Here is a 26,076-nt window from a genome sequence, read left to right as displayed (position 1 = left end):
AAAAACATGGAATGGCTGACCAGCCCGGAAATCTGGGTTGCCTTTTTTACCCTTACCGCGCTTGAGATCGTCCTTGGGATCGACAACATCATCATGATCTCGATCCTGGTCAGCCGCATGCCCAAGCACATGCAGCCGCGCACCCGGATCTTCGGCCTGGCCCTGGCGATGGTCACCCGCATCATGCTGCTGCTTTCGATCACCTGGGTCATGCGCCTTACTGCTGACCTGTTCGTGGTATTCGGCCAGGGGATCTCTGGGCGGGACCTGATCCTGTTCTTCGGTGGCCTGTTCTTGCTGTGGAAAAGCTCGCAGGAGATCTACCACGGCCTGGAAGGCGAAGACGAGAGCTCCGACGAGCCGAAAGGCGCAGGTGGCAAGTTCTTTTACACCATCATCCAGATCGCGATCATCGATATCGTGTTCTCGCTGGACTCGGTGATCACTGCGGTAGGCATGGTTTCCCACGTGCCGGTGATGATCGCCGCCATCGTCGTTGCCGTGCTGGTGATGATGCTGTGCGCGGGCGCCATCAGTAACTTCATCGACAAGCACCCGTCGCTGAAGATGCTTGCACTGTCGTTCCTGATCGTGGTCGGTACCGTGCTGATCGCCGAAGCGTTCGAGGTGCATGTGCCGAAGGGCTACGTGTATTTCGCCATGGCTTTCTCGCTGGCGGTAGAAGCTATCAACATCCGCATGCGTACCGCCCTTGCCCGCAAGGAAGGCAAAGAGCATGAGCCCGTGAAACTGCGCAAGGACATTCCGGGTCAATAAGATCAGGAAGTGCAGGACAGGAAAGGGCCCTTCGGGGCCCTTTTTCATGCCTCCATGTCAGTGCTCGGCCGCGGTAGGGAGCGGACTTGCCCGCGACGTGGCACGCACAGGCAACATTCATCTCCCATGTGTTTCAAATAAATGACCGCCATGCGAAGCTGGCGACAGCTGCGCAAAACAACTAAAGCTTTGAGTGAGCACTGAAAATTATTCAAACGCTCACGCTTCTTCCCTTGGCCCGCTGGGCCTGTACAACAGGGGGCCTTCGCCATGCTGACCCTGCTCAACCTGCTCTCGGCCGTGACGCTTCTGGTCTGGGGCACCCATATCGTGCGTACCGGCATCCTTCGGGTATTCGGTTCCGACCTGCGCCGCATCATCAGCCAGAACATGAACAAGCGCCCGCTGGCATTCATCGCCGGTATTCTGGTCACCGCCATGGTTCAGAGCAGCAACGCTACTGCCATGCTGGTCACGTCATTCGTTGGCCAGGGCCTGATGGCCATGACCCCGGCGCTGGCAATCATGCTCGGTGCCGACGTGGGTACAGCGCTCATGGCCAGGGTACTGACCTTCGACTTGTCGTGGCTGTCGCCGTTGTTGATTTTCCTCGGTGTGATCTTCTTTCTCTCTCGCAAGCAGACGAGGGCCGGCCAACTGGGCCGGGTAGGGATAGGACTGGGGCTGATCATTCTGGCACTGGAGCTGATCGTGCAGTCAGCTGCGCCGATCACTCACGCCCAGGGCGTGAAAGTGCTGTTCGCCTCGCTGACCGGCGACATCATGCTCGACGCACTGGTCGGGGCGATGTTCGCCATGATTTCCTATTCCAGCCTGGCCGCCGTGCTGCTTACCGCAACCCTGGCCGGTGCCGAACTGATCAGCCTGCCGGTGGCGATCGGCCTGGTGGTCGGGGCCAACATCGGCAGCGGCCTACTTGCGTTCATCAGCACCAGCATGCAGAACGCCGCCGGGCGCCGGGTGGCCTTGGGCAGCCTGCTGTACAAGTTGATCGGCCTGGTGCTGATCATTCCGGTACTGCACCCGCTGGTGGAGTGGATGGACTCGCTGAGCTTCAGCCCGCAGGAGCTGGTTATCGGCTTCCACCTGCTCTACAACACCCTGCGCTGCTTGCTGATGCTACCCACGGTGAAACCCATGGGACGGCTGTGCAACAGCCTGCTGCCCGAGCGGGAAGCCGGCAACGGCCAAGTCCGGGCGCGCCACCTCGATGCCTCGGCCCTGCAGACCCCCAGCCTGGCCCTTGCCAATGCCGCCCGCGAAACCCTGCGCCTGGGCGATATCGTCGACAGCCTGCTCGAAGCCATGCTCGGAGCCCTGCGGGGTACCCAGACCGCCCTGCCACAGCAGGTTCGCGCCTTGGGCGAAGACGCCGATGCCTTGTACAGCGCGATCAAACTCTACTTGGCGCAGATGTCCCGTGAGGACCTCGGTGAACAGGACAACCGCCGCTGGGCCGAAATCATCGAGCTGGCAATCAACCTCAAGCTGGCCTGCGACCTGATCGAACGCATGCTGCGCAAGGTCCAGCAGCAGAAAACCAGCCAGCGCAGGGAGTTTTCCCAGGTCGGCCTGGAAGAACTGACCGGCCTGCAGGAACAATTGCTGGCCAACCTGCGCCTGGGGCTGTCGGTATTCCTCAGCGCCGACCCGGAAAGCGCCCGCCTGCTGCTGCGGGAAAAGCGCCGCTTTCGCGCCCAGGAACGACGCCTGGCGCACGCCCACGTCAGCCGCCTGCAGCGTAAGGTAGTGCAAAGTATCGAAACCAGTTCGCTACACTTGGAGCTCATCGCCGACATGAAACGGTTGAACTCTTTGTTCTGTAGCAGTGCCTATGTGGTACTGGGCGGCTCGGACACCGGCGGGCTGATGCTCGACAGCGTGCCGGATGAAGCCCGCCAGCCGTGATTTTGCCTAGCTAAGGACCCTTGCTCGCCAATGCGTTGCCTGATGTTCGTTTGCCTGCTGATCTGCAGCCTGTCCTCATTGGCCCTCGACCGCTCGCGGGTTGAGGGTTACCTATTGCCCAACGGGCTGCAGGTGATCCTGAAAGACGGCTATGAGCGTGACCATGTGGCGATTCGCCTGGTGGTTGGGGTCGGCCTGGACGACTTCGATTGCGAGCAGAAAGAGCTGCCACATTTGCTCGAGCACCTACTGTTCAGCGGCATCGACGAAACTGGCGAGGGTGGCCTGGAAGAACGCCTGCAAGCGCTTGGCGGCGAATGGAACGCCTATACCAGCAGCGCCGACACCACCTTTGTCATCGAGGCCCCGGCGCGCAACCAGCGCAAAGTGCTCGACCTTTTGCTGGCGATTGTCCGTGACACCCGCATCGACGCCAAGGCGCTGGCCACCGCCAAGCGCATCATCGAACGCGAAGATGGCGGCCACTATGGCCACCTGCAGCGCTGGCTGGACCGCCAGGACATCGGCCACCCGGCCAGCGACCAGCTGGCGACCGAGCTGGGCCTTAAGTGCCCGGAACGCTCCAACATCGACGACATGACTCTGGAGCAAGTGCAGACACTGCGTGATCACTGGTATGCGGCCAACAACATGACCCTGATCATGGTCGGTGGTCTCGACCGCCTGCTGCCGGCTTATCTGGAGCGCACCTTTGGTGAGCTGCCTGCCACCGAACCTGAAGAGCGACGCAGCCTGGAGAGCATCACGCAGCAGGCCGAGCAGCGCCGTGACCTGACCCGCGGCTGGCTGGGTGACAGCGTCAAACTGCACTGGCTGTTCATCGAACCGGTGCTGGACAACGACCACCAAGCCACCCTCGACCTGCTGTCACGCTACCTGGACTGGGCACTGTACGACCAGCTGCGCCTGCGCAATGGCTTGTCCTACGGACCCTCGGTGCAACGTGAAAGCTTTGGCGATACCGGCCTGCTCAGCCTCAATGCCGACCTGGAGCGCGATGACATAGACAAGGCCGTCTCGGCAATGCAGGCGTTGTTCGATCATCTGCGCAAGGAAGGCCTCGATCCGGATACATTCGCTCGCATCAAGGATGCCAGCGTTGCCAAGGAAAGCTGGAGTACCCAGGGCAATAGCGCCTTGGCCGACTACTACTGGGGCGCGCTGAACGACTACACCGATGGGCGCTTTACCAACCCGGTACGCAAGCTGCGCCAGGTCAGCCTGGAGCAGGCCAATCAGGCGTTGAAGGAACTGCTCAAGGAGGAGGGGTATGTACGGATCGAGAAACCATTGCTCGGCTATGACGAACTGTACGGGCTGGTGGCCTTGCTGGCGGGGCTGATTCTGGCGGCGGGGATGCTGCGTTGGCGGCGGCATGGCCCGCAGCGGCCGAGTGGTGCTACACGGCAGCGGTGAATCGGCGGTATCCTTTTGCCAGTACCGGCCTTTTCGCAGGCACGTCCACGCCCATAAAGGCCGCATCATCGCTGAGCCCTGTGGCAGAAGGCATGCCTGCGTAGAGGCCAGCACCGCCATCTCATCCTTTCTGTTGTAGCCCCCAATGCCCCAAATTCCCCATATCGTCCAGCGCATCATCGAACTGCTCAAACGCTACCCCGGCATCATCGCGCTCGGCGGTTTCCTCTCCGGTATCGGCAGCTTCATCCTGGTCGACCGCCAGGCCGGCCTGGCCAGTTGGGTAGCCGTGCTGATGCTGGTCAGTTGGGTCTGGCTGATGTTGGAGAACACCCTCACCGGCCTCTTCGCACGTACCTTCAACCGCGAAATCCCGCAACCGCTGCTGCGCTACGCAACGCAGATGATCCACCAGGAAACGCTGTTCTTCGTGCTGCCGTTCTTCTTCATCACCACCACCTGGAACAGCGGCCAGCTGGTGTTTACCGGCCTGCTCGGTGCCGCCGGTCTGATTTCCATCACCGACCCGCTTTACTACAAATGGCTGGCACCACGGCGCTGGCTGTTCCTGGCGCTGCACACCCTGACCCTGTTCGCAGCACTGCTGACCGCGCTGCCGATCATCCTCCACCTGACCACCGCGCAAAGCTTCAAGCTGGCGCTGATCGCGGCCATGGCCCTGTCGTTCCCCAGCCTGGCCAGCAGCTTCCCGATCAATACCTGGCGCCGGGGCGTGGCGCTGGTGCTGGTTACCCTGTCGGTCGGGGCCGGTGGCTGGCTGCTGCGCTCCTGGGTGCCGCCGGCAACCCTGTGGATGACCGAGGTGGCGGTAAGTACCGAGGTGCTTAACCGCCAGCCGGGCGATTCGCTGGACGAAATTGCTGCCAGTCGCATCCGCAGCAGCGGCTTGTACGCCTACACCGCGATCAACGCGCCACGCGGCCTGAACGAGCGGATCTACCATGTCTGGCAGAAGGACGGCCAGGAGGTCGACCGCATTGCCCTGGACATCCACGGTGGGCGCAAAGAGGGCTACCGCGCCTGGACCCACAAGCAGAACTTCCCGCCAAACCCGGTGGGCAAGTGGCAGGTGCGGGTACTGACCGAGGATGGGCAGGTGATTGGCGTGCTGCGCTTCAAAGTGGTCGATGATGCCCCGGCGCAGTAATTGACAGGGGCGCTTTGCGCCCCGAAGCCCCTAGACACAGCACATAATCACCAAACAGCCCATGCCCACTGCGCTATGATCAGCCCCTAAGCCTTAGCGCCGAGTCAAATGCATGGAGCCTGTGACCATCCCCAGCGCCACCCTGGACACCAGCAGCCATCCGGCTTGCCTGCGCATCACCGGTGACTGGACCCTGGCGCACTACGCCAGCCTCAAGCGCGAGAGCGAGCAGCTACGTTCGCAGTACACTGCCGACACCGTCGCCGACCTAAGCCAACTGGGCCGCCTGGATACCGCCGGCGCTTCGCTTCTGGCCGAACTGCTCGGCTCCGAGCGCCTGTCACGCTGCACCCAAGAACTGCCCGAAGCCAGCCGCGCGCTGCTGAAGAACGTCTACTGCTCGGTCCAGGACTACTGCATTCCGGTCAAGGAGCCCGAGCGCAACGTGCTGCTGTTGCTGCTGGAGCGCATCGGTTGCGCCGTCGGCACACTGTGGCAAGACAGCATGCAACTGCTCGGCTTCATCGGTGTAATCCTCGAAACCTTGCTGCGCCGGGCCATCCAGCCCCATCGTTGGCGCATCACCCCAGTAGTGGCGCACATCGAACAGACCGGCCTGGATGCGGCACCTATCGTCGCCTTGCTGACCTTCCTGGTGGGCGCAGTGGTGGCGTTTCTGGGGGCTACGGTGCTGGCCGACTTCGGCGCGACCATTTTCACCGTCGACCTGGTGGCATTTTCGTTCCTGCGCGAATTCGCCGTGCTGCTGACCGCCATTCTCATGGCCGGCCGCACTGCCAGCGCCTTTACCGCACAGATCGGCTCGATGAAGGCCAACGAAGAAATCGACGCCATCCGCACCCTGGGCCTCAACCCCATGGAACTGCTGGTGGTTCCCCGGGTTCTGGCCCTGCTCATTTCGCTGCCGTTGCTCACCTTTGTCGCAATGATCTGCGGCATCGTTGGCGGTGCGGTGGTGTGCGCCCTGACGCTGGATATCTCGCCGGCCATGTTCCTGTCGCTGCTGCAAAGCGACATCGGTGTACAGCACTTCCTGGTGGGCTTGGCCAAGGCACCGTTCTTTGCCTTCCTTATCGCCGCCATCGGCTGCCTTGAAGGCTTCAAGGTCAGCGGCAGTGCCGAATCGGTGGGGGCGCACACCACCTCGGCAGTGGTGCAGTCGATATTCGTGGTCATCGTGCTGGATGCGGTGGCTGCCCTGTTCTGCATGGAGATGGGCTGGTGAGTGGTGAAGAACGCGTGATCGAAGCCCGCGGCATCTGCAACCGCTTCGGCCGCCAGGTGGTGCATGAAAACCTCGACCTGGACTTGTACCGCGGCGAGATTCTCGCTGTGGTGGGCGGCTCGGGTAGCGGCAAGTCGGTGCTGTTGCGCAGCATCATCGGCCTGCGCCGGCCCAACGAAGGGCAAATCACGGTATTGGGCCAGGACCTGGCCGGCCTGCGCGAAGAGCAGCGCTCGCTGGTCGAGCGGCGCTTTGGCGTACTGTTCCAGAAGGGCGCGCTGTTCTCTTCCCTGACCGTCACCGAAAACGTGGCCCTGCCGCTGATCGAGCACGCCGGCTTGTGCCGTGCCGACGCCGAACACCTGGCTGGGGTAAAGCTGGCACTCGCCGGGCTACCGATCTCAGCCGCCGACAAATACCCGGCCTCGCTGTCAGGAGGCATGATCAAGCGCGCCGCGCTGGCGCGCGCACTCGCCCTGGACCCGGACATCCTGTTCCTCGACGAGCCGACTGCAGGCCTGGACCCGATCGGTGCCGCCGCGTTCGACCAGCTGATCCTGACCCTGCGTGACGCCCTGGGCCTGTCGGTGTTCCTGATCACCCACGACCTGGACACCTTGTACACCATCACCGACCGCATCGCCGTGCTGTCGCAGAAAAAGGTCCTGGTGGCCGGCCCCCTGGCCGAGGTCGAGCAGACCAACGACGCCTGGATCCAAGAATACTTTCACGGCCCACGCGGGCGCGCTGCCGAACAGGCCGCCACACGCATCGGGCAGGAGCGCTGAACAATGGAAACCCGAGCCCATCACGTTCTCATCGGCCTGGTCACCGTTCTGGTGGTGGCCGGCGCCATGCTGTTCGGCCTATGGCTGACCAAGTCCAGCGTCGACGACGCCTTCAAGGATTACGAAGTGGTGTTCAACGAGGCGGTATCCGGCCTGTCCCGGGGTAGCCCGGTGCAGTACAACGGCATCAAGGTGGGCGACGTCTCCACCCTGCGCCTGGACCCGAAAGACCCGCGCCGGGTACTGGCTCGTGTGCGCCTGAGCGGCGATACCCCGGTGAAGGAAGACACCCAGGCCAAGCTGACCCTGGCCGGGGTGACCGGTAACTCGTTCATCCAGCTCAGCGGGGGTACCCCGCAAAGCCCCGAGCTGAAAGGCAAGGATGGCAAGCTGCCACTGATCATCGCCTCGCCATCGCCCATCTCGCGCCTGCTCAACGACAGCAGCGACCTGGTGACCAACATCAACCTGCTGCTGCACAACGCCAACCAGATGTTCTCCGAGGACAACATCGGCCACCTCAGCAACACCCTGGCCAACCTCGACAAGACTACCGGCGCCTTTGCCGGCGAGCACGGCAGCATCGCCGCGGCCATCGAGCAACTGGTGCAGGTAGGCAAGCAGGCCAGTGCCACCCTGGCCGAAACCCAGACACTGATGCGCAATGCCAACGGCCTGTTGGGCACCGAGGGTAAACAAGCCATCGGCAGCGCAGAGCAGGCCATGCAATCGCTGGCCGAAAGCACCGCCACCATCAATAGCCTGCTCAAAGACAACAGCGACGCCATCGGTGACGGCGCCCAGGGCCTGAACCAGCTGACCCCGGCCATTCGCGAGCTGCGCGAAACCCTCAACGCCCTCAAAGGTATCTCCCGGCAACTGGAAGCCGACCCCAGCGGCTACCTGCTCGGTCGCGACAACAACAAGGAGTTCCAGCCATGAAACCGTCGCTGCGCCTGCTGGCCCTCGCGGCCGCGCTGAGCCTTGCCAGTGCCTGTTCGATCCTGCCCAAGAGCGAACCTGTCGACCTGTACCGCCTGCCAGTCAACCAGGCCAGCCGTACAGCAGCGCCGCTGGACTGGTCGCTGCGCCTGAACAAGCCCTTGGCCAGCGAAGTGCTGGCAGGGCCACGGATAGCCGTGATTCCCCAAGGCGATGTGGTCAGCAGCTACAAAGGCGCGCGCTGGAGCGATGCGGTACCGATACTGCTGCGCAACCGCCTGCTCGACGGCTTCCAGCGTGACGGCCAGGTACAGCGCCTGAGCGCCGATGACAGCAACCTGCAGGCTGATTACGAACTGGCGGGAGAACTGCAGGCCTTCCAGACGGAATACCGTACAGGCGGGGCGGTAGAGGTGGTGATCCGCTATGACGCACGGCTGGTACAGGGCCGGACCCAGCGCATTCTTGCCAGCAAACGCTTCGAGATCCGCCAGCCGCTGGCAGACAAGCAGGTATCAGCGGTGGTGGCCGGGTTTGGCCAGGCCTGTGACCAGCTGACCGGGCAGGTGGTGAGGTGGACCATCGCCCAGGCGAGCAGCGTTCCCGCTGGCTAAGCTCCTGATAGCGGGGAGGGCTGCCCCTCCCACCGGGTTGCACAGGCCCAAGACCCGTGCAGTCACATCATGGCGATTAGCCGAAGAACCAGTAGCAGATGAAGATCGCCGCGACCACTCCCGAGAACTCGGCCAGCAGCGCACAACCCACCGCATGCCGCACGCGCTGGATCCCCACCGCACCAAAGTACACCGCCAGCACGTAGAAGGTAGTTTCGGTACTGCCCTGGATGGTCGCCGCCACCAGCGCCGGGAAGCTGTCCACCCCCTGCGTCTGCATGGTCTCGATCAGCATTGCCCGCGCCGCACTGCCGGAAAACGGCTTGACCAGCGCAGTCGGCAAGCCTTCGACGAAGCGCGTATCCAGGCCCATCCAGTTCACCGCATGGCGAATGCCGTCCAGCGCCAACTCCAGCGCCCCTGATGCGCGCAGCACACCTACAGCCACCAGCATCGCCACCAGGTAGGGCAGCAGGTTCTTGGCTACGTCAAAGCCTTCCTTGGCGCCTTCTACAAAGGCTTCGTACACCTTCACCCGCCTCAAGGCACCGATCACCAGGAACAGGATGATCACGCCAAACAACGTAAGGTTACCCAGGATTGATGACAGGCTGGCCAACGCCGCCGCCGACAACGTGCCCAGGAAGGCCATGAAGCCACCCAGCAGCAAGGCGCCAGGGATAAAGTAGGCGAGCACCACCGGGTCCCACAGGCGCAGGCGCTGCATCACCGCAACCGACAGCAAGCCAACCAGCGTCGAGACACTGGTGGCCAGCAGGATTGGCAGAAACACCATGGTTGGGTCGGGCGCGCCTTGCTGGGCGCGGTACATGAAGATGGTCACCGGCAGCAGGGTCAGCGACGAGGCGTTGAGCACCAGGAACAGGATCTGCGCATTGCTCGCCGTGGTGCTGCTGGGGTTCAGCTCCTGCAGCGCGCGCATGGCCTTCAGGCCGATCGGCGTGGCAGCGTTGTCCAGGCCCAGGCCATTGGCCGCGAAGTTCATGGTGATCAGGCCCAAGGCCGGGTGGCCCGAAGGCACTTCCGGCATCAGGCGGGCAAACAGTGGGCCCAGCACCTTGGCCAGCCATTCGACGATACCGGCCTTTTCGGCGATTTTGAGAAAGCCCAGCCACAGGGTCAGCGTACCGAACAGCAGGACCATCACCTCGACCGACAGCTTGGCCATGGCGAAGATGCTCTCGACCATCGCTGCAAAGATGCCTGCGTTGCCGCCTACCAGCCATTGGGCCATGGCGGACACCGCCGCCACCAGGAAAAAGCCGAGCCAAAGGCCGTTGAGCATCCGAGTGTTCCCCCTGAAAAATGCCCGAATGATAGCGTATCGCAGCTCCTGACTGGCGACCTCGCGCCTACAGAGAACCACGAATGCCTGGAAAATTCGCAGACAACAAAAAGCCCCGACAAGTCGGGGCTCTTGGTCAAGCAGCCATCAGGCTCAGCGCTTGGCAGCTTCGCCAACCACTGCGGCTTCCTGCTTCTCGGTCATCAGCGAAGCGTAGTACTTCTCACCCTTGGCGGCATCGTACATACCTTCCCAACGGGAGATCACCAAAGCCGCCAGGGCGTTGCCGATCACGTTCAGTGCAGTACGGGCCATGTCCATGATGCGGTCTACACCGGCGATGAAGGCCAGGCCTTCCAGCGGAATGCCCACGCTGCCCAGGGTGGCCAGCAGCACCACGAAGGACACACCCGGGACCCCGGCAATACCCTTGGAGGTGACCATCAGGGTCAGCACCAGCAGCAGCTGCTGGCTCCACGACAGGTCGATACCGTACAGCTGGGCGATGAAGATGGCCGCGATGCTCTGGTACAGGGTCGAACCGTCAAGGTTGAACGAGTAGCCGGTCGGTACCACGAACGAGCAGATCGACTTCGGCGCACCGTACTTTTCCATCTTCTCGATCACCCGCGGCAGCACGGTTTCCGAGCTGGAGGTGGAGTAGGCGAGGATCAGTTCATCTTTCATGATGCGCATGATCTTGATCACCGAGAAGCCGAACAGGCGAGCGACCAGGCCCAACACCATGAAAGCGAAGAAGGCGATGGCGAAGTACACCAGCAGTACCAGCTTGGCCAGCGGCAGCAGCGAGCTGAAGCCGAAGTTGGCCACAGTCACGGCGATCAGGGCGAACACGCCGATCGGGGCGTAGTTCATGATCATGTGGGTGACCTTGAACATGGTTTCCGATACGGCCTGGAAGGTCCGCACCAGCGGGTCGCGCAACTCTGCCTGCAGGCTCGACAAGCCCAGGCCGAACATCACCGAGAAGAAGATGATCGGCAACATTTCACCACGCATCAGCGCAGCGAAGATGTTCGACGGGATCAGGTTGAGGAGGGTTTCGATGAACGCATGCTCATGCTGTACCTCGGCCGCAGTTGCCTGGTACTTGGAGATATCCACGGTACCCAGGGTGCTCATGTCGATGCCGGCGCCCGGGTGGAACAGGTTGGCCAGAACCAAGCCGACGACGATGGCGATGGTGGTCACCACTTCGAAGTAGATGATGGTCTTCAGGCCGATGCTGCCCAGTTTCTTCGCATCGCCAACCCCGGCGATACCCACGATCAGCGACGAAATCACGATCGGGACGACGATCATCTTGATCAGGCGAATGAAGATGTCACCGGCGGGCTGGAGGACGTTGCTGATCCACCAGGCCTTTTCTGCGCTGAAGTGGTTAAGCAGCGCGCCGATTGCAACGCCCAGGACCAGACCGATGACGATCTGCCAAGCGAGGCTCAGTTTTGCCTTCTTCATGTCTTTACCCTTTGTTCTAGTGGTCATGGCGCTTGGCGGAAACGTGCGTGACACAGCCGTGGCCAGGTCACGGGCAGCAATGTTTCACCCGGCGACTTCATGTAAGGACACCGCAGGCGAGCGACAGGGCGCTCTGGCCAGCGAAAAAGGCGGCAACTATTGCGATGGCAAGGTGGGAAATCTAATGCCGGAAACGCATACCCCATACCGTTTGTGCATACTGCTTTATGGCACCTCAGGGGTGTCGCAAGTCCTTGATTTATAACGTTCGGAATCCCGAACAAGACCAAACCGCCATATTTCGGCAGAATCAGCGGTACACAAAGGGCATTGAAGATGGCTTGTTCGACAATCCGAATGGCCGAAATACCGCTTGAACAAGCAGTACGGGGTAAGAAAAAAATTTGATGTACGGTCGAGACAAAATGTGTCCCAAAGGAAAAAACGCGCAAGCAAAGCGATATGCCCTACATGGCTCCTCGGAAGTCAGGTCTGGCATGGTGTCCCTTGACACCGCCGACCTGATGCTTCCGATTCCGCCTTTCCTGACCCGGCCCATCGCTGGAGGCACTCCCTGTACCCCTAGGCCACTCCGATCCTGCAACAATCAGAACAGCCCGGCCCCATGGTCATGTGCTGCCCCTCCTCGAGGCGGCGCATCATAGAAGGCTGAACTATAGAAAGGTTCAGCTTCTATTACGTGACAGTGCGTGACCTTTCTTGGGTACCGGCACTAACCGCTCAGTACCAGTTCGGATCACGCTTGAGCTGCTCCTGCAGCATGGCCTTCATGCCATCGTCGGGCTCGCCTATCCAACGGTATTGCGCATGTCGGGTAGGCGACTTGTCCTTCGGCAAGCCTTCAGGTACCTCTACGAGCATCCCGTAGGCGTCATCCTTGCCCCAGCTGAACGCCACGATCAGGCGTTTGAAGGTGCACTTGTCCTCAGCCTCACACAACGGGCCGACCAAGTACTTGTCACCCTCTTCGCTAACTGCGGACATTTGCTGCTGGGCACTGCCGGTCAAATTGACCACCCAATCAGGCAGGCGTTCCTCGCCCTTGATCGTGTCCTGCCAGGTTTCCCGGTACTCGGGGTCCGAGCCGAGCAATTGGTCGACCCGGACCTGGCCGTCATTGGCCGCCATCGCCGCCGCGCTGCTACCCAGTAACAGGGCGGCAGCCAAGGCTGAACGGAGCTTCCTGCTCATTTTCAACCTCGTCCACGTCCAAAGAAGAAAGAAGCTACGAACAGCACCAGGAAGACAATGAACAGAATCTTCGCGATACCCGTCGCGGCGCCGGCGATACCACCAAAGCCCAGTACAGCGGCGACAATGGCGATGATGAGGAAAGTGATAGCCCAGCTCAGCATGGTGATTCTCCTTTCTTTTGCGGAATCGGTTCGGTCAGTGGGTCAGAACACCCAACGGTCCTGGGGTACGACATTTGCCACGGTGGCAGGCGAAGCAGAGGCCTGGCCGCCAGAGACTGGCTCGGCAGCCTTGATCAGAGTATTGGCACGGCTTGCCTGAATCTGCGTCAACAAGGCAGTCTGCGCTGCCACTTGCTCGGCCAGGCGCGCGGTCTGCCAGCTGTAATAGAACAGGCCAGCGGCCAAAGTCAGCAGCAGCGCCATGCCGAGTGACAGCATCTGGCGAAGAGGCAGTGCGGCGATCTGCGAGCGGTTGACGGATTGGCGGTTCATGCCGGCTCCTCCTGCTGTAATTTTTGTTCAAACCTGAACAGGTAATTGCAGCCTGCATGCCAGTCTTTGAAATTAAATAAAATCCTTTAAAAACAATGACTTACTTACACCTACCAAAACCGCCTAGGACGTATACTGCACGATGCCGCCCATAGGGTCGTGCGAATTGCACGATCAGCCTTCGACCTTGGTCGCCACCTTGAGCAGGTCGGCATCCACCCCACGCACGCCGATGATTTCGCGGGCGATATCTACCGCGATGGTTTTCTGCTCGGCGCTGACTACCTCTCCCGATAACCGCACCATGCCGTCCACGCTGGCCACTTTCAGGTTCAGGCCATCCAGGTTGCGGCTGAAGCAGTAGCTGTTCTGGATCTTGTCGATGATCCAGCTGTCGCTTGGCTGCGGCCCGTCGGGTGCGCCGACGGGGGATTGCCGAGCCTTGGCCATGGCGGCGGTATCAAGACTGACCAGGTTGTTGACCAGATACACACCGTCGGTAGTACGCGCCACCACGCCCGCCAACTCCTTGGCCTCAGCACTGTCGACCCGGCCACGCAGCGTCACCACGCCTTGGCTGCTCTGCACGTCTATGGGTGCCTTCTCGGTGGTGCGACTCCACAACAGCCGTGCCCGGATGACCGCCGCCAAGGTGGCGTCCTCCAACCGCTGAGCGTAGGCACGCAGTTCCAGCGGGCGCTCCACCAGCTCGGGATTGACCTGCAGTTGGTTATCCACCTGTTCGATGCCGTGGGTAGCCCGCGCCACATCCTCGGCCAACTGCCGCTCGACGTTGTTCTCTACCTCACCGGAAAGCCGCGCCTGCTTGCCATCCACCTCGACCTTGATGCGGAACGGGTTGAGCATGCGGTTCAGTGACAAGGCAGTTTGTAGCGCGCCTTGCAGACGGGCGTCCTGCACCGGCTCGGCGATTGCCGGGGTAAATACTGTCAGCAGGGTGGCTGCCAACACGGCTCTAGGCAGGGGAAAGGGCATGGCAGTGCCTCCTTTTGGGCAAAAGGTGAAAATCCTCGCAACCAATGTGCCACCGCGTACCTCTAAGCAAATCATCGGAAAAATGCGGGTTGCAGGCATCATTTGGCCATTGGCTAGCATGCAAAGGACAGAATCCTTCAGAATTGACCATGCAACTTGCCCGATTTTTCCCACACTAAATACAGATCTATCTCAAAGGAGCGCAGGAAATGGAATCAGCCCAGGACAACCAAGGCCGCATTCTGCTGGTGGATGACGAGTCCGCGATCCTGCGCACCTTCCGCTATTGCCTGGAGGACGAGGGCTACAGCGTGGCCACGGCCAACAGCGCTGCTCAGGCCGAAACCCTGTTGCAGCGCCAGGTATTCGACCTGTGCTTTCTCGATTTGCGCCTAGGTGAAGACAACGGGCTGGATGTACTGGCGCAGATGCGTATTCAGGCCCCGTGGATGCGAGTGGTGATCGTCACCGCGCACTCGGCGATCGACACCGCAGTAGACGCCATCCAGGCCGGTGCCGCCGATTACCTGGTCAAGCCGTGCAGCCCCGACCAGTTACGCCTGGCCACCGCCAAGCAACTGGAAGTGCGCCAGCTTTCTGCACGCCTTGAGGCGCTGGAGGGTGAAGTGCGCAAACCCAAGGATGGGCTCGACTCGCACAGCCCGGCGATGATGGCGGTGCTGGAAACCGCCCGCCAGGTTGCCACCACGGACGCCAACATTCTGATTCTTGGCGAATCCGGCACCGGTAAAGGCGAGTTGGCCCGCGCCATCCACGGCTGGAGCAAGCGTGCGCGCAAAGCCTGCGTGACCATCAACTGCCCGTCGCTGAACGCCGAACTGATGGAAAGCGAACTGTTCGGCCATACCCGCGGTGCCTTCACCGGTGCCAGCGAGAGCACCCTGGGGCGGGTCAGCCAGGCTGATGGGGGCACACTGTTCCTCGACGAGATCGGCGATTTCCCGCTGACCTTGCAACCCAAGCTGCTGCGATTCATCCAGGACAAGGAATACGAGCGCGTCGGCGACCCGGTTACCCGCCGTGCCGACGTTCGAATCCTGGCTGCCACCAACCTGAACCTTGAAGAAATGGTGCGCGAAAGCCGCTTCCGTGAAGACCTGCTGTATCGGCTGAACGTCATCACCCTGCATCTGCCGCCGCTGCGTGAGCGCAGTGAAGATATCCTGACCCTGGCCGACCGCTTCCTTGCGCGCTTCGTCAAGGAGTACTCCCGTCCCGCCCGAGGCTTCAGTGATGAGGCTCGCACAGCCCTGCTCAATTACCGCTGGCCCGGCAACATTCGCGAGCTCCGCAACGTGATAGAACGGGCAAGCATCATCTGCCCACAGGAAAGGGTGGAGATCACCCACCTGGGCATGGGCGAACAACCCACTGGCAATGCCCCGCGCGTGGGTGCCGCGCTTAGCCTGGATGAACTGGAGCGCGCCCACATCGGTGCCGTACTGGCCGCCAGCGACACGCTCGACCAAGCGGCCAAGACCTTGGGCATCGACGCGTCGACCCTGTACCGCAAACGCAAGCAGTACAACCTGTGAAGTGGCCACCCATGAAGCTGCGCACGCGGCTTTTCCTCAGCATCTCGGCGCTGGTCACCGTCGCGTTGCTCGGGCTGCTGCTGGGCCTGGTCAGCGTGCTGCAGATGGCCACCGTGCAACAGCGACTGGTGCAAGACACCACCCATGCCCTGGAGGTGGGGCTGAAGCTGCGACAGAACCTGGGCGAACAGCTGACCCTTATCCTCGATGAAGACACCGCACCGGAAAGCCTGCGGTTGCTGCAGGACAACTTCCAGAACCTGCTCAACCAAGGGTTGGAGCAAGGCGGCGAACGCACCGGTTTCAGCAAAGCCAGCAGCAACTACCAGACGTTCCTCCAGGCCTACCGCGACAGCCCCGCGCCGGCCCGCAGCATGGGTGTCGACCAGCCGCTGGGGGCCGCGTTCAACCAGGTGCGCACTGACCTGATCGACTCCCATAAACAGGCATTGGAGCTCATCACCCGTAGTGAGGAACGCTCCCGCGATCAGGCCCTGCTGGTCAGCGGCGTCCTTGGCCTGATGGGCCTGGTGGTGCTGGTATTGGGCTTTGTCACCGCCCACAACATCGCCCGGCGTTTCGGCCAGCCAATCGAGGCCTTGGCCAAGGCTGCCGACCAACTCGGCAAAGGCAATTTCGACGTTACCCTGCCAGTCACCCAGGCCACCGAGCTTAACCTGCTGACCCGCCGCTTCGGCCTAATGGCCGACGCCTTGCGCAAGCACCAGGCAACCAACATCGACGAACTGCTGGCCGGCCAGCAGCGTTTGCAGGCGGTGCTCGACAGCATCGACGACGGCCTGCTGATCATCGACCGTCAAGGCCGTCTGGAACACCTCAACCCGGTGGCCCAGCGCCAACTGGGCTGGAACGACAGCCGCGTAGGCAGCAGCCTGGCCGAAGCCTTGCAGCGACCGGAGCTGGAACAGCAACTGCGCCAAGTGCTGCGCGGCGGCAGCCTCGACCGCCCGCCAGACGACCTGAACATGGAGGTGGATGAGGAAAACCGCCTCCTCACCTACAGCCTGACCCCGGTTAGCCACCCGCAGGGGCCGATCCTTGGGGCGGTGATGGTGCTGCACGATGTGACGGAGCAGCGTGCCTTCGAGCGCGTTCGCAGCGAATTCGTACTGCGCGCCTCTCATGAATTGCGCACACCGGTAACCGGCATGCACATGGCCTTCGGCCTGCTGCGTGAGCGGATCAAGTTCCCGCCCGAGGCGCGCGAGAACGACCTGCTGGAAACCATCGGCGAGGAAATGCAGCGGCTGACCCAGCTGATCAACGACCTGCTCAACTTCTCGCGCTACCAGAGCGGGTTGCAAAAACTCGAGCTGGCACCCTGCGCCATCGACGAACTGATGGCCCGCGCGCAACTGCGCTTCGCCGAGCAGGCCGCACATAAGCAGATCGAATTGATCAAGGAACTGGAACCGCCGCTGCCGCGCATCCAGGCCGATCTGGCCCAGCTCGACCGGGTGCTGGACAACCTGTTGCACAACGCCATCCGCCACACCGCCAGCGGCGGGCGCATCCGCCTGCATGCCCGGCGGCATGCGGAGCGGGTAATCATCAGCGTCGAGGATAATGGCGAGGGTATTGCCTACGGTCAGCAAGGGCGTATTTTCGAGCCCTTCGTGCAGGTAGGCCGCAAGAAAGGTGGGGCGGGGCTGGGGTTGGCGCTGTGCAAGGAAATCGTGCAACTGCATGGTGGGCGCATGGGCGTGTTTTCCCGGCCCGGGCAGGGTACCCAGTTCTATATGGCCCTGCCGGTATGAGTATCGCCTGCGCCGGCTTCATCCCCGGCAAGTCCGCGATGGGTCGGAGCTGATCACTCAGTGTTCTACCCGTCGCGGCAGATGACCACGGCTGACAAGCTCGGCAAACTGCCGGGCATTCAATGGCCGGGCAAACAGCCAGCCCTGCCCGTAATTGACCCCTTCGCTGTTCAGCAGTACCGCCTGGTCCTCACACTCGATTCCTTCGGCAATCACTCGCAGGTGGAGGTCATGGGCCATGCGGATGATATGCGGGGCAACTCCGCTACTGGCTGCATCATGGCCGAGGGCATCGATGAACGCCTTGTCGATCTTCAGGCAGTCCACCGGTAAGGTCTGCAGGTAGGCCAGGCTGCAGTAACCGGTTCCGAAATCATCGATCAGCACCTGGTGCCCCACGGCACGCAATGCTTGCAGGTTGTCACGAGCCACCACCACGTCGATCAGGCCGCGCTCTGTCACTTCGAAGGCAATCTGGCTGGCCGCCACCCGATGCAAGGCCAACAGGCGCGCCGCTACCCGGCCAATACGCGGCACCATCACATCGCAGGCCGCCAGGTTCACCGATATGTACAGCTTGGGGTGCGAGCGCAGTAGCTGACCCAGTTGTTCAAGTACGCGTTGCAAGACAAAGTCGGTGATCTGGCGAATCTGCCCGGTGTTCTCGGCCAGCGGAATGAACAGGTCGGGGCTGGTCAGCGAGCCGTCGGGGCGGCGCCAGCGCACCAGGGCCTCGGCCCCCACGCAGCGCCGGCTGTCGAGTTCGATGATTGGCTGATAAAGCACCTGCAGTTCGCCCCGGCGCAAGGCATGCTGCAGTTCCGAGCTCATCGACCGCCGCTGCAGGATCAACTGCAACACCAGCCACCCGATGCAGCAGGCCGCAAGCACGCTACCAGGGAACAGTAGCCAAAGCATGCCATTCATCCGCAGCGGTAGGCTGGCCCGCGGGGCAATCAGCACCAGTTGATAATCCGGCGACTTGGTTGGCATACGGTAGATCAACCGGTCACTGAGTTCGAGCAGCGACTTGTGGCTGGTTGACCAGGCTGACGGCGGTGGCCATACCTGGGGCGGCCCCAGCACCGGGATGGCCCGGGCGCCGTTATCCAGCACTACCACCAGGCTGCCGCCCGGCGGCAAGTCGACAACATCAGTCAGGTGCCCGCGCGAGGTGGATACCAGGAATTTGCCCCGGCCCAGCATCAAAGCAGCCAGGTTCTCGTTCGGCTCGGTGGTGGTGTTGAGCCAGTAGCTGTAGGTCGGCCCTTGGATGTCCGGCGGCCGCAGTGGCACGAATGCACGCTCGTCACCGCGATTGGAACAAGCGATGTCACCATCCACATAAGCCGCTTCATAGATGAACCGCGAACTCAGGCCCACCTGTTGCAAGGCAGCCAGCATCGCCGGGCTACAGCCGCGCAACGGCTGTGCCTGCAACAGGTCGACACCCTCGCGCAACTGGCCGAACACCTGCTCAAGGCGATCAAGAAACCGCTCGCCCTGGGCATTCATCTGCTCGCTCTCACTTTGCTTCATCTGTTGCAGGGCAATGCCGATGCTGGCGGAGAGCAACAGCGCGGCGCTGGCCAGCGCCGCCAAAGTGGCCAGCATCCAGGGACGGTAGAAAATTTGGCGCAGCAGGGTGATGAGTGCTGACATCAAGGGCATCCAGTTGATTACTAAGGTATAGCAACTGAATCAATAATCACCCTCACCGTTTGGCGCTTCGCTCGTTTGTGGTGTGAGCAGCCCTGCGCTGCGAATCAACGCATGCGGTTAAGCACCTGCAGCATCGCCGCCGTCTGCGCATCCGGCATGCCATCGAAGCGCTGCGGGCGGAAGCGCATCTGGAACGCTGCGATCACATGGCGGGTGGCCACATCCAGCACGCCGGTCTGCTCGATCTGGTAGCCAAAGCGTGCCAGCTCCTGCTGGTACCAGCCAATGCTTGGCGGGTTGACGCTGAAATAGGCCTGTTGACGGGCCACGGCATTGGCATCCGGCCAGATCCCCAGGCCAGCATCGGCCAAGCGCTTCCATGGGAACAACGGGCCTGGGTCAAGCTTGCGCAGCGGGGCAATGTCGCTGTGACCGATAATATGACGCGGCTCGATGTTGTTGCGTTTGACGATGTCCTTGAGCAGTGCGATCAACGCCTGGACCTGCGCCTCGCTGTAAGGGTGCCAAACTCGACCGTTCGGGGTGTCGGTGAAACCCGGGTTGACGATTTCGATGCCGATGGACGAGGAATTCAACCACGTGCGCCCTTGCCATTGGCTATCACCGGCATGCCAGGCGCGCCGGCTTTCGTCCACCAGTTGGTACACCGTCGCCGGGCCATCGCCGATCAGGTAATGACTGCTGACCTCGCCATGAGTGAGCAGCGCCAGTGAACGCTCCAGCGAAGCATTGGTGTAATGCAGCACAACGAACTGGATGCGGTTGTCCTGATTGGCCGAAGGGTGACTGCGGTCGATGCGCAGGCCGGTCGAGCAGCCGGCGATAGCCAACAGCAAGGAATAAATCAGGGTTTTTTTAAGCGTGGAAAGCACGTCAGTGGCCTCGGCGTATGAGCGCTACAGTATAACGTGCTCGCCACGGCAGCGCCTGCCGTGGGTCTGCGCTTGCCGGCTAGTTCTGTTGCACGCGATTGCGGCCCTGGTCCTTGGCCCGGTACAACGCTGTATCGGCACGCTTGAGCACTTGGTCGGCACGCTCCCCGGTGTGGAATGCAGCCAGCCCGATCGAAGTGGTGATCACCACCCTTTCACCCTTGAAGTGAAACGGACAGGCTTCCACCGTGGCCCGCAGCACTTCCGCCATCTGGGCAGCTGCAGCGGGTGGTGTCTGCGGCAAAAGCAGGACGAATTCCTCACCGCCAAATCGGGCGATGAAGTCACGACCACCCAAGCGTTTGCGCAACTGATCGGCGACGATCTTCAACACTTTGTCACCAGCCAGATGCCCGTAGCTGTCGTTGATACGCTTGAAGTGGTCCAGGTCGAGGATCGCCATCGCCAGGTGACCGCCATTCTCCTGCCACTCAACCATTTCACGTTCAACCCGCTCGCTCCAGGCTGCTCGGTTGGGCAGGCCAGTGAGCGGATCGAGCAGGGCCTTCTGCCGCTGCTCCTCCAAGTGTTCGCGGTAGCCAAGCGCCTCGTGTTCCATGTTCGCCACCCGCTCCGAGAGCCCTTGCAGGCGGCCTGCCAGGTCCTGCTCGCGGCGGTCGCGCTCGTGCTTGTGCTCGTCCATGGTCACCAGCAGGCCTTCCAGACGGTTTTCCAGGATGTGCTTGAGGCTGTCCACGTCGGCGGCACCTTGCACACTGCTTTGCAGCCCGTCGACGTGTTCGCGCAATTGGGTATCCAGCTCGCGGGCAGCGCTGCTGTTGTCGGCGTGGCCGACGCTGGCCTCATGCAGGTGGCTCTGGAAACCTTCCAGGCGTTCGTTGAGTTGCTGCAGGTAAGCTTCGAATTCGTGCTGGCCACTGTCGGTGATCGCCAGCATCAGCACCGCCAAGTCATCCAGCACCGGGATCAGCTCATACCAGTTCAAGCCGCGGGCAACACGTTCGCGCATTTCCAACGCCTGGGCCTTGTGTCGCTCCGGCAGGCTGAGGTCGTCGAGCAGGCCGATCAGCGTCTGCTCGATGTGGGCGGCCACCTGACTGTAAGGGGGCTCTACCGCGTAGGGCAGGGCATAGGGGCCATCTTCGCCGAGGAGTTCCTCCGGCGTCTGAACCAGCTCTTGCTCAGCCAAGGAGTCGCCAGCGGCGGCCTGCGCTGCTGGTTCTGCGTCCGGTTGTGGCTGTACCGATAGCGCCAGCGGGGGCTCGATGGTTTCGATCAGTGAAGGGACTGCTGCCTCCAGCTCCGGGCCGGGCCGCATGGCCAGCTCGTCTGCAGGGGTAGCAGTTGGTAGGGGTTGCAGAGCATCGACGTCGTCAGCCGGCAGGGTCTCGGCAGGGCTCGATACTGCCGGGGGCGGCGTCTCGGCAGCAGGCACTGACACAGGGGCTGGCTCTGGCTCAACTTGGGCATCATCCTCACGGTTACCGAACAAACGCTGCAGAAAGCCGGGACGGATTTCTTCGCCCGGCTTACCCAGGGCCGATAGCGCGCGGCCCTGCAAACCGCTCAACTCCCCCAGTAATGGCGGCAGGTCACGGGACTGGGCGACGCCGCCGTCGAGCTTCTTCGCCAGTTTTTTCAACGGCCGCGAGATATCGTTGGGCAGCGGTAGGCTCTGCAACTGGCCAACCAGCGCGGTCAGCGCATCACCAACCTGGTTCATGCGCGTTTCCCGGCGCTGTTCCGAGTCCAGCACCGCTTTTTCAAGACGTGGAATCAACCCGGCAAGGCCAGCGTCCATGTTGTCGCTGCGGATAACCTCGCGCATCTCCTTCATGCACTCATCCACCACCTTGTCGCTGCCTTCGGCCGCCAGTGTGCTGCGCACAAGGCCGCGCCGCAGCAGGTCGAGGCGGGCATTCCAACGCCGTTCGAGCTTTTCCTGCTGCTCGATGCTCTTAAGGTATTTTTCTTTCCAGCGCTCAGCGTCTTCAGTCATGCCCGGTTCCGCAAACGGTGATGGCAATTAGCTCAAAACCGGCAGCGTATCCACAGTCAATGCATCAGGCAATCGAATCTCGACAGCAACGGGAAGGTGGTCGGATATTGGTCGGGCCAACACCTCGACACGCTCCAGCGTGAGGCTTGGGCTGAGCAGGATATGATCCAGGCAGCGCTGAGGTCGCCAGCTGGGGAAGGTGGCCTCGACTTGCGGCGCGATCAGACCCAGATCACGCAGCGGCGAGTGCTCCAGCAGGTCTGTTGCATGGGTGTTCATATCGCCCATCAGCACCTGGTGGCGATAACCGCCAATCAGCTCGCGAATGTAGCCCAGCTGCAAAGCGCGAGTTTTGGCGCCGAGTGCCAGATGCATCATCACTACGATCAGTGCATCTTCGCCCTCGCCAAAACGCACCAATATCGCCCCGCGCCCCGCCGGCCCTGGTAGCGGATGGTCTTCGAGCAACTGGGGCTTCAAGCGGCTGAGCACGCCATTACTGTGCTGGGCAAAACGCCCGAGATTGCGGTTGAGTTGCTGGTACCAGTAGGGGAAGGCCCCCAGATGGGCCAGGTGCTCGACCTGGTTGACATAACCGGAGCGCAGGCTGCCCCCATCGGCTTCCTGTAGCGCCACCAGGTCGAAGTCAGCGAGCAGATCACCGATCTTCTGCAAGTTGCTGGCACGCCCATTGTGCGGGAGCAAGTGCTGCCAGCTGCGGGTCAGGTAGTGCCGGTAACGCTCGGTACTGATGCCGACCTGGATGTTGAAGCTGAGCAGCCGCAGGCGACCATCCTGGGGCAGGCCAGAGGCCTGCAGGTGATGCTCGTTGACCTGCGGCTGGTGCAGGCCAATGCCTCGCGTGGTTCTGAAGCGGGGCATGGGTTACGCCGCCTACTTGGCGGCGCGCTCCTTGTCGATCAGCTGGTCGGCGACCTTCAGCACGCCTTCCGGCCCGCCAGCGGTGCCCAGGTCGAAGCGGTACTTGCCATTGACCACCATGCTCGGTACGCCGGTAATTTCGTACTTCTTCGCCAGTTCCTTGGCCTGGTTGACCTGGCCCTTGATGGCGAACGAGTTGAAGGTGGCGAGGAACTTGTCCTTGTCCACACCCTGGGTAGCGAGGAAGTCGGCCATGTCCTGCGGATCGGTCAGGCGTTTGCGCTGGTTCTGGATGGCATCGAACACCGCAGCGTGCACCTTGTGCTCGACGCCCATGGCTTCAAGGGTCAGGAACATCTGGCCGTGGGCGTCCCATGGGCCGCCAAACATGGCCGGTACGCGCTTGAAGTTGACATCTTGGGGCAGTTTATCAACCCATGGGTTGATGGTCGGCTCAAAGTGATAGCAATGTGGGCAGCCGTACCAGAACAGCTCGACCACTTCGATCTTGCCAGGCACGGAAACCGGAACAGGGTTGCTCAGCTCGATGTATTCCTTGCCTGCAACAGGCTCGGCGGCCTGCACGGCAGTCATACCGAACACGCTGGCGGCGACCAGCGCGGCGCTGAGAATCAGTTTACGCATGCTTTACTCCTGAGCAGTCGAAAGTCGCCACTACGCGACCCGTATTGAGACAGGCCGGCAACGGCGTGAGTTCTGTAGTGTAACGGCTGCGGACTGAAAAAAGAGCGGCCCGGCCGCCCTTTCATCATTGGCCTACAACATTAACTGAAAGTTAATGTAGGCCCTGGATGTAACTGGCCAACGCTTCGATGTCGTGGTTGCTCAGTTTGCCGGCGATGGTGCGCATGGTCATGGCGTCGCCGTCGTTGGTCCGGTTGCCCTCGCGGAAGTCGGTCAGCTGCTTGGTCACATATTGCGAATGTTGCCCGCCCAGGTGCGGGAAGCCGGCCAAGGCGATACCCGCGCCATTGGGGGAGTGGCAGCCGGTGCAGGCCGGCATGCCTTTCTCCAGGTCGCCGCCGTTGAACAGCGCCCGGCCACGCTCCACCAGTTTGGGATCGGCGGCGCCCACGCTGCCTTTCTGGCTGGAGAAGTAGGCCGCGATGTCGGCCAGGTCCTGGTCGCTGAAGGCGGCCAGCATGCCGGTCATCTCCAGTACGGTACGTTTGCCCGACTTGATGTCGTGCAGTTGTTTTTCCAGGTAGCGCTGGCCCTGGCCGGCCAGTTTCGGAAAGTTCGGTGCCAGGCTGTTGCCGTCGGGGTTGTGGCAGGCGCCACAGACGGCCGTCTTGGCCTGACCGGCGGCGGCATCGCCTTTGACAGGTTGCGCAGCAGTGGCCGCACCTGCGACACCCAGGGTCAACAGCAGACTCACGACTAGTTTGTTCATCAGCTAATCCAACACGGCTAAGGGTGAAATGTTATGTATCGGGACTGCCGCTCATCCAAAGGATGACCAAACGGTAGTCCTCGGCACTGCAGTCCATGCACAATCCACGCGGCGGCATAGCCTTGAAACCCTGGGTTACATGCTTCACCAGTACATCCATGCCCTGCGCCAGCCTTGGCTCCCAAGCTGCCCGGTCACCCTGCCTGGGTGCCTGTGGCAACTGCCCGGTGTGACAGGCCGCACACGTGCGGTTGTACAACACCTCGGGATCCTGTGTAGCCTGTGCGCTGAAATACGGCAGGAACATACCGACAGCTAGCAGCCTTTTCGCCAGGCGAAACGACCTGACAGGGTTGGGGGACGCGCTGCGTTCTGATGCGCAAGCTATAGTTCGGCACCCCATGCCCGCTCTCCTTCGCTGGGAGAATGGGCACACAAAAACTGGGGCATTATATACTTCTGTCAGCCAAACGGAAACGACACCGCTTGCCGGCCTAGGCTTTGGCAACACCCACATCGGAAATCCCATGCAAGTCAAGAACCCCATCCTCGGCCTCTGCCAGAAAGCCAAATTCGCCCTCAGCGCAGCCAAGGTCGAACAATGCCCGGACGACCAGGGTTACGAGGTGGCTTTTGCCGGCCGTTCTAACGCCGGCAAATCCAGCGCCCTCAACACCCTGACTCATGCCAGCCTGGCGCGAACCTCGAAAACCCCAGGGCGCACCCAGCTGTTGAATTTCTTCAGTCTGGACGATGAACGGCGTTTGGTCGACCTGCCCGGCTACGGTTATGCAAAAGTACCGATTCCACTGAAGCAGCACTGGCAGAAACACCTGGAAGCCTACCTGGGCAGCCGTGAATGCCTGCGCGGCATCATCCTGATGATGGACGTGCGCCATCCGATGACCGACTTCGACAAGATGATGCTCGACTGGGCCAAGGCCAGCGGCATGCCGATGCACATCCTGCTGACCAAGGCAGACAAGCTGACCCACGGCGCGGGCAAGAACACCCTGCTGAAGGTGCAGTCGGAAATCAGAAAGGGCTGGGGCGATGGCGTGACCATCCAGCTGTTCTCGGCGCCCAAGCGTTTGGGCGTTGAGGAAGCCTACCGGGTGCTGGCGGGCTGGATGGAGCTGGAAGACAAGCCAGCTGTTTGAGGACCCTGTCGCCGGCAGCCGGCTCCCCCAGGTACAGCACAGGCCTCAAGGGCGGTGATACCCGGGCGGGGGGCTGGCCTGTCGGCGATGAGGTCAGCACGGTCTGACCAAATTTCGGGCAAAAAAAACCCCGGACTTCGTATGGGGAGGGGGAAGTTCGGGGTCCAAGTCCGGACCGCTAGGGCGGGGTCCAGATATCTGCCAACACTTAACACAACATAGGAGCATCGAAAGGCTTCACCAGCCATTCAGTTACTCTGAGTTCCGCTTCACCGGTTTAGTTCCGGAGCCCTGAAAACTATTTGCGATAGTTTCAT

The 26,076-nt window shown here is 61.7% G+C and carries 24 protein-coding genes; 11 read left to right on the top strand and 13 right to left on the bottom strand.

The genetic code is table 11. The features are described from left to right. The first annotated feature begins 6 nt into the window (after positions 1-6). From DMX11_RS05590 to DMX11_RS05555, 8 genes are all read left to right on the top strand, one after another. On the top strand, positions 7-777 hold the full coding sequence (locus DMX11_RS05590) for a TerC family protein (RefSeq protein ID WP_110743581.1): 771 nt from the start codon (positions 7-9) through the stop codon (positions 775-777). Between the two features lie 270 nt (positions 778-1,047). Next, positions 1,048-2,706, top strand: coding sequence for a Na/Pi cotransporter family protein (locus DMX11_RS05585; RefSeq protein ID WP_110743580.1), 1,659 nt, complete (start codon positions 1,048-1,050; stop codon positions 2,704-2,706). 30 nt (positions 2,707-2,736) lie between these two features. After that, complete coding sequence (locus DMX11_RS05580; RefSeq protein WP_110743579.1) at positions 2,737-4,143, top strand: pitrilysin family protein; 1,407 nt, start codon at positions 2,737-2,739, stop codon at positions 4,141-4,143. 145 nt (positions 4,144-4,288) lie between these two features. Further along, positions 4,289-5,311 (top strand): DUF5924 family protein, encoded by a 1,023-nt coding sequence (locus DMX11_RS05575; protein ID WP_110743578.1) that lies wholly within the window; start codon positions 4,289-4,291, stop codon positions 5,309-5,311. A 112-nt stretch (positions 5,312-5,423) separates the two neighbouring features. After that, positions 5,424-6,557, top strand: coding sequence for an ABC transporter permease (locus DMX11_RS05570; RefSeq protein ID WP_110743577.1), 1,134 nt, complete (start codon positions 5,424-5,426; stop codon positions 6,555-6,557). Beyond that, positions 6,554-7,345, top strand: a complete 792-nt coding sequence (locus tag DMX11_RS05565; RefSeq protein WP_110743576.1) for an ABC transporter ATP-binding protein — start codon at positions 6,554-6,556, stop codon at positions 7,343-7,345. Before DMX11_RS05570 ends, DMX11_RS05565 begins: the two co-directional genes overlap by 4 nt. Positions 7,346-7,348: 3 nt before the next feature. Further along, the gene (locus DMX11_RS05560; protein WP_110743575.1) at positions 7,349-8,287 is read left to right on the top strand and encodes an MlaD family protein; all 939 of its coding nucleotides are present in this window, start codon (positions 7,349-7,351) and stop codon (positions 8,285-8,287) included. Next, entirely contained in the window at positions 8,284-8,901 is a 618-nt protein-coding gene (locus DMX11_RS05555; protein ID WP_110743574.1) for an ABC-type transport auxiliary lipoprotein family protein, read from the top strand. The genes DMX11_RS05560 and DMX11_RS05555 overlap by 4 nt, the downstream gene beginning before the upstream one ends. A gap of 76 nt (positions 8,902-8,977) precedes the next feature. Here the strand turns inward: DMX11_RS05555 and DMX11_RS05550 are convergent, their stop codons facing one another. The 6 genes from DMX11_RS05550 to DMX11_RS05525 form a co-directional block, all read right to left on the bottom strand. Then, positions 8,978-10,207: a nucleoside recognition domain-containing protein gene (locus DMX11_RS05550; protein WP_110743573.1), complete on the bottom strand. Its 1,230-nt coding sequence runs from the start codon at positions 10,205-10,207 to the stop codon at positions 8,978-8,980. Between the two features lie 153 nt (positions 10,208-10,360). Then, positions 10,361-11,689 (bottom strand): glutamate/aspartate:proton symporter GltP, encoded by a 1,329-nt coding sequence (gene gltP / locus DMX11_RS05545; protein ID WP_110743572.1) that lies wholly within the window; start codon positions 11,687-11,689, stop codon positions 10,361-10,363. Positions 11,690-12,430: 741 nt separating this feature from the next. Further along, positions 12,431-12,901: an inhibitor of vertebrate lysozyme family protein gene (locus DMX11_RS05540; protein WP_110743571.1), complete on the bottom strand. Its 471-nt coding sequence runs from the start codon at positions 12,899-12,901 to the stop codon at positions 12,431-12,433. 2 nt (positions 12,902-12,903) lie between these two features. Continuing rightward, positions 12,904-13,065 (bottom strand): DUF1328 domain-containing protein, encoded by a 162-nt coding sequence (locus DMX11_RS05535; RefSeq protein ID WP_003252966.1) that lies wholly within the window; start codon positions 13,063-13,065, stop codon positions 12,904-12,906. A gap of 42 nt (positions 13,066-13,107) precedes the next feature. After that, positions 13,108-13,398, bottom strand: a complete 291-nt coding sequence (locus DMX11_RS05530; protein WP_110743570.1) for a hypothetical protein — start codon at positions 13,396-13,398, stop codon at positions 13,108-13,110. 174 nt (positions 13,399-13,572) lie between these two features. Next, on the bottom strand, positions 13,573-14,394 hold the full coding sequence (locus DMX11_RS05525) for a BON domain-containing protein (RefSeq protein WP_110743569.1): 822 nt from the start codon (positions 14,392-14,394) through the stop codon (positions 13,573-13,575). Positions 14,395-14,603: 209 nt separating this feature from the next. Here DMX11_RS05525 and algB point away from each other — a divergent pair, with 209 nt between their 5' ends. Together algB and DMX11_RS05515 are read left to right on the top strand one after the other, a co-directional pair. Next, positions 14,604-15,950: a sigma-54-dependent response regulator transcription factor AlgB gene (gene algB, locus DMX11_RS05520; RefSeq protein ID WP_110743568.1), complete on the top strand. Its 1,347-nt coding sequence runs from the start codon at positions 14,604-14,606 to the stop codon at positions 15,948-15,950. 11 nt (positions 15,951-15,961) lie between these two features. Beyond that, positions 15,962-17,728 (top strand): KinB sensor domain-containing domain, encoded by a 1,767-nt coding sequence (locus DMX11_RS05515; RefSeq protein WP_110743567.1) that lies wholly within the window; start codon positions 15,962-15,964, stop codon positions 17,726-17,728. 57 nt (positions 17,729-17,785) lie between these two features. Here DMX11_RS05515 and DMX11_RS05510 read toward each other — a convergent pair whose 3' ends face one another. The 7 genes from DMX11_RS05510 to DMX11_RS05480 form a co-directional block, all read right to left on the bottom strand. After that, complete coding sequence (locus DMX11_RS05510; protein WP_110743566.1) at positions 17,786-19,390, bottom strand: EAL domain-containing protein; 1,605 nt, start codon at positions 19,388-19,390, stop codon at positions 17,786-17,788. 104 nt (positions 19,391-19,494) lie between these two features. Then, a complete protein-coding gene (locus tag DMX11_RS05505; protein WP_110743565.1) occupies positions 19,495-20,283 on the bottom strand; it encodes an N-acetylmuramoyl-L-alanine amidase in 789 nt (262 codons plus the stop codon). A gap of 79 nt (positions 20,284-20,362) precedes the next feature. Then, a complete protein-coding gene (locus DMX11_RS05500) occupies positions 20,363-22,303 on the bottom strand; it encodes a GGDEF domain-containing protein (protein ID WP_110743564.1) in 1,941 nt (646 codons plus the stop codon). Between the two features lie 27 nt (positions 22,304-22,330). Next, positions 22,331-23,185 (bottom strand): endonuclease/exonuclease/phosphatase family protein, encoded by an 855-nt coding sequence (locus tag DMX11_RS05495; RefSeq protein WP_110743563.1) that lies wholly within the window; start codon positions 23,183-23,185, stop codon positions 22,331-22,333. A gap of 12 nt (positions 23,186-23,197) precedes the next feature. Continuing rightward, positions 23,198-23,830 carry a thiol:disulfide interchange protein DsbA gene (gene dsbA / locus DMX11_RS05490; protein WP_110743562.1) on the bottom strand — a complete coding sequence of 211 codons (633 nt, stop codon included), beginning with the start codon at positions 23,828-23,830 and terminating at the stop codon, positions 23,198-23,200. A 151-nt stretch (positions 23,831-23,981) separates the two neighbouring features. Beyond that, entirely contained in the window at positions 23,982-24,599 is a 618-nt protein-coding gene (locus tag DMX11_RS05485; RefSeq protein WP_110743561.1) for a cytochrome c, read from the bottom strand. 31 nt (positions 24,600-24,630) lie between these two features. Continuing rightward, positions 24,631-24,933 carry a cytochrome c5 family protein gene (locus DMX11_RS05480; protein ID WP_110743610.1) on the bottom strand — a complete coding sequence of 101 codons (303 nt, stop codon included), beginning with the start codon at positions 24,931-24,933 and terminating at the stop codon, positions 24,631-24,633. Positions 24,934-25,126: 193 nt separating this feature from the next. Between DMX11_RS05480 and yihA the strand changes: the two genes are divergently transcribed. After that, entirely contained in the window at positions 25,127-25,759 is a 633-nt protein-coding gene (gene yihA, locus DMX11_RS05475; RefSeq protein WP_110743560.1) for a ribosome biogenesis GTP-binding protein YihA/YsxC, read from the top strand. Positions 25,760-26,076: the final 317 nt, after the last annotated feature.

The sequence above is a fragment of the Pseudomonas sp. LB-090624 genome (assembly GCF_003205205.1).
Classification (GTDB): Bacteria; Pseudomonadota; Gammaproteobacteria; order Pseudomonadales; family Pseudomonadaceae; genus Aquipseudomonas.
Note: the sequence above shows the minus strand (reverse complement) of the source record. Positions and strands in the feature narration are given on the sequence as shown.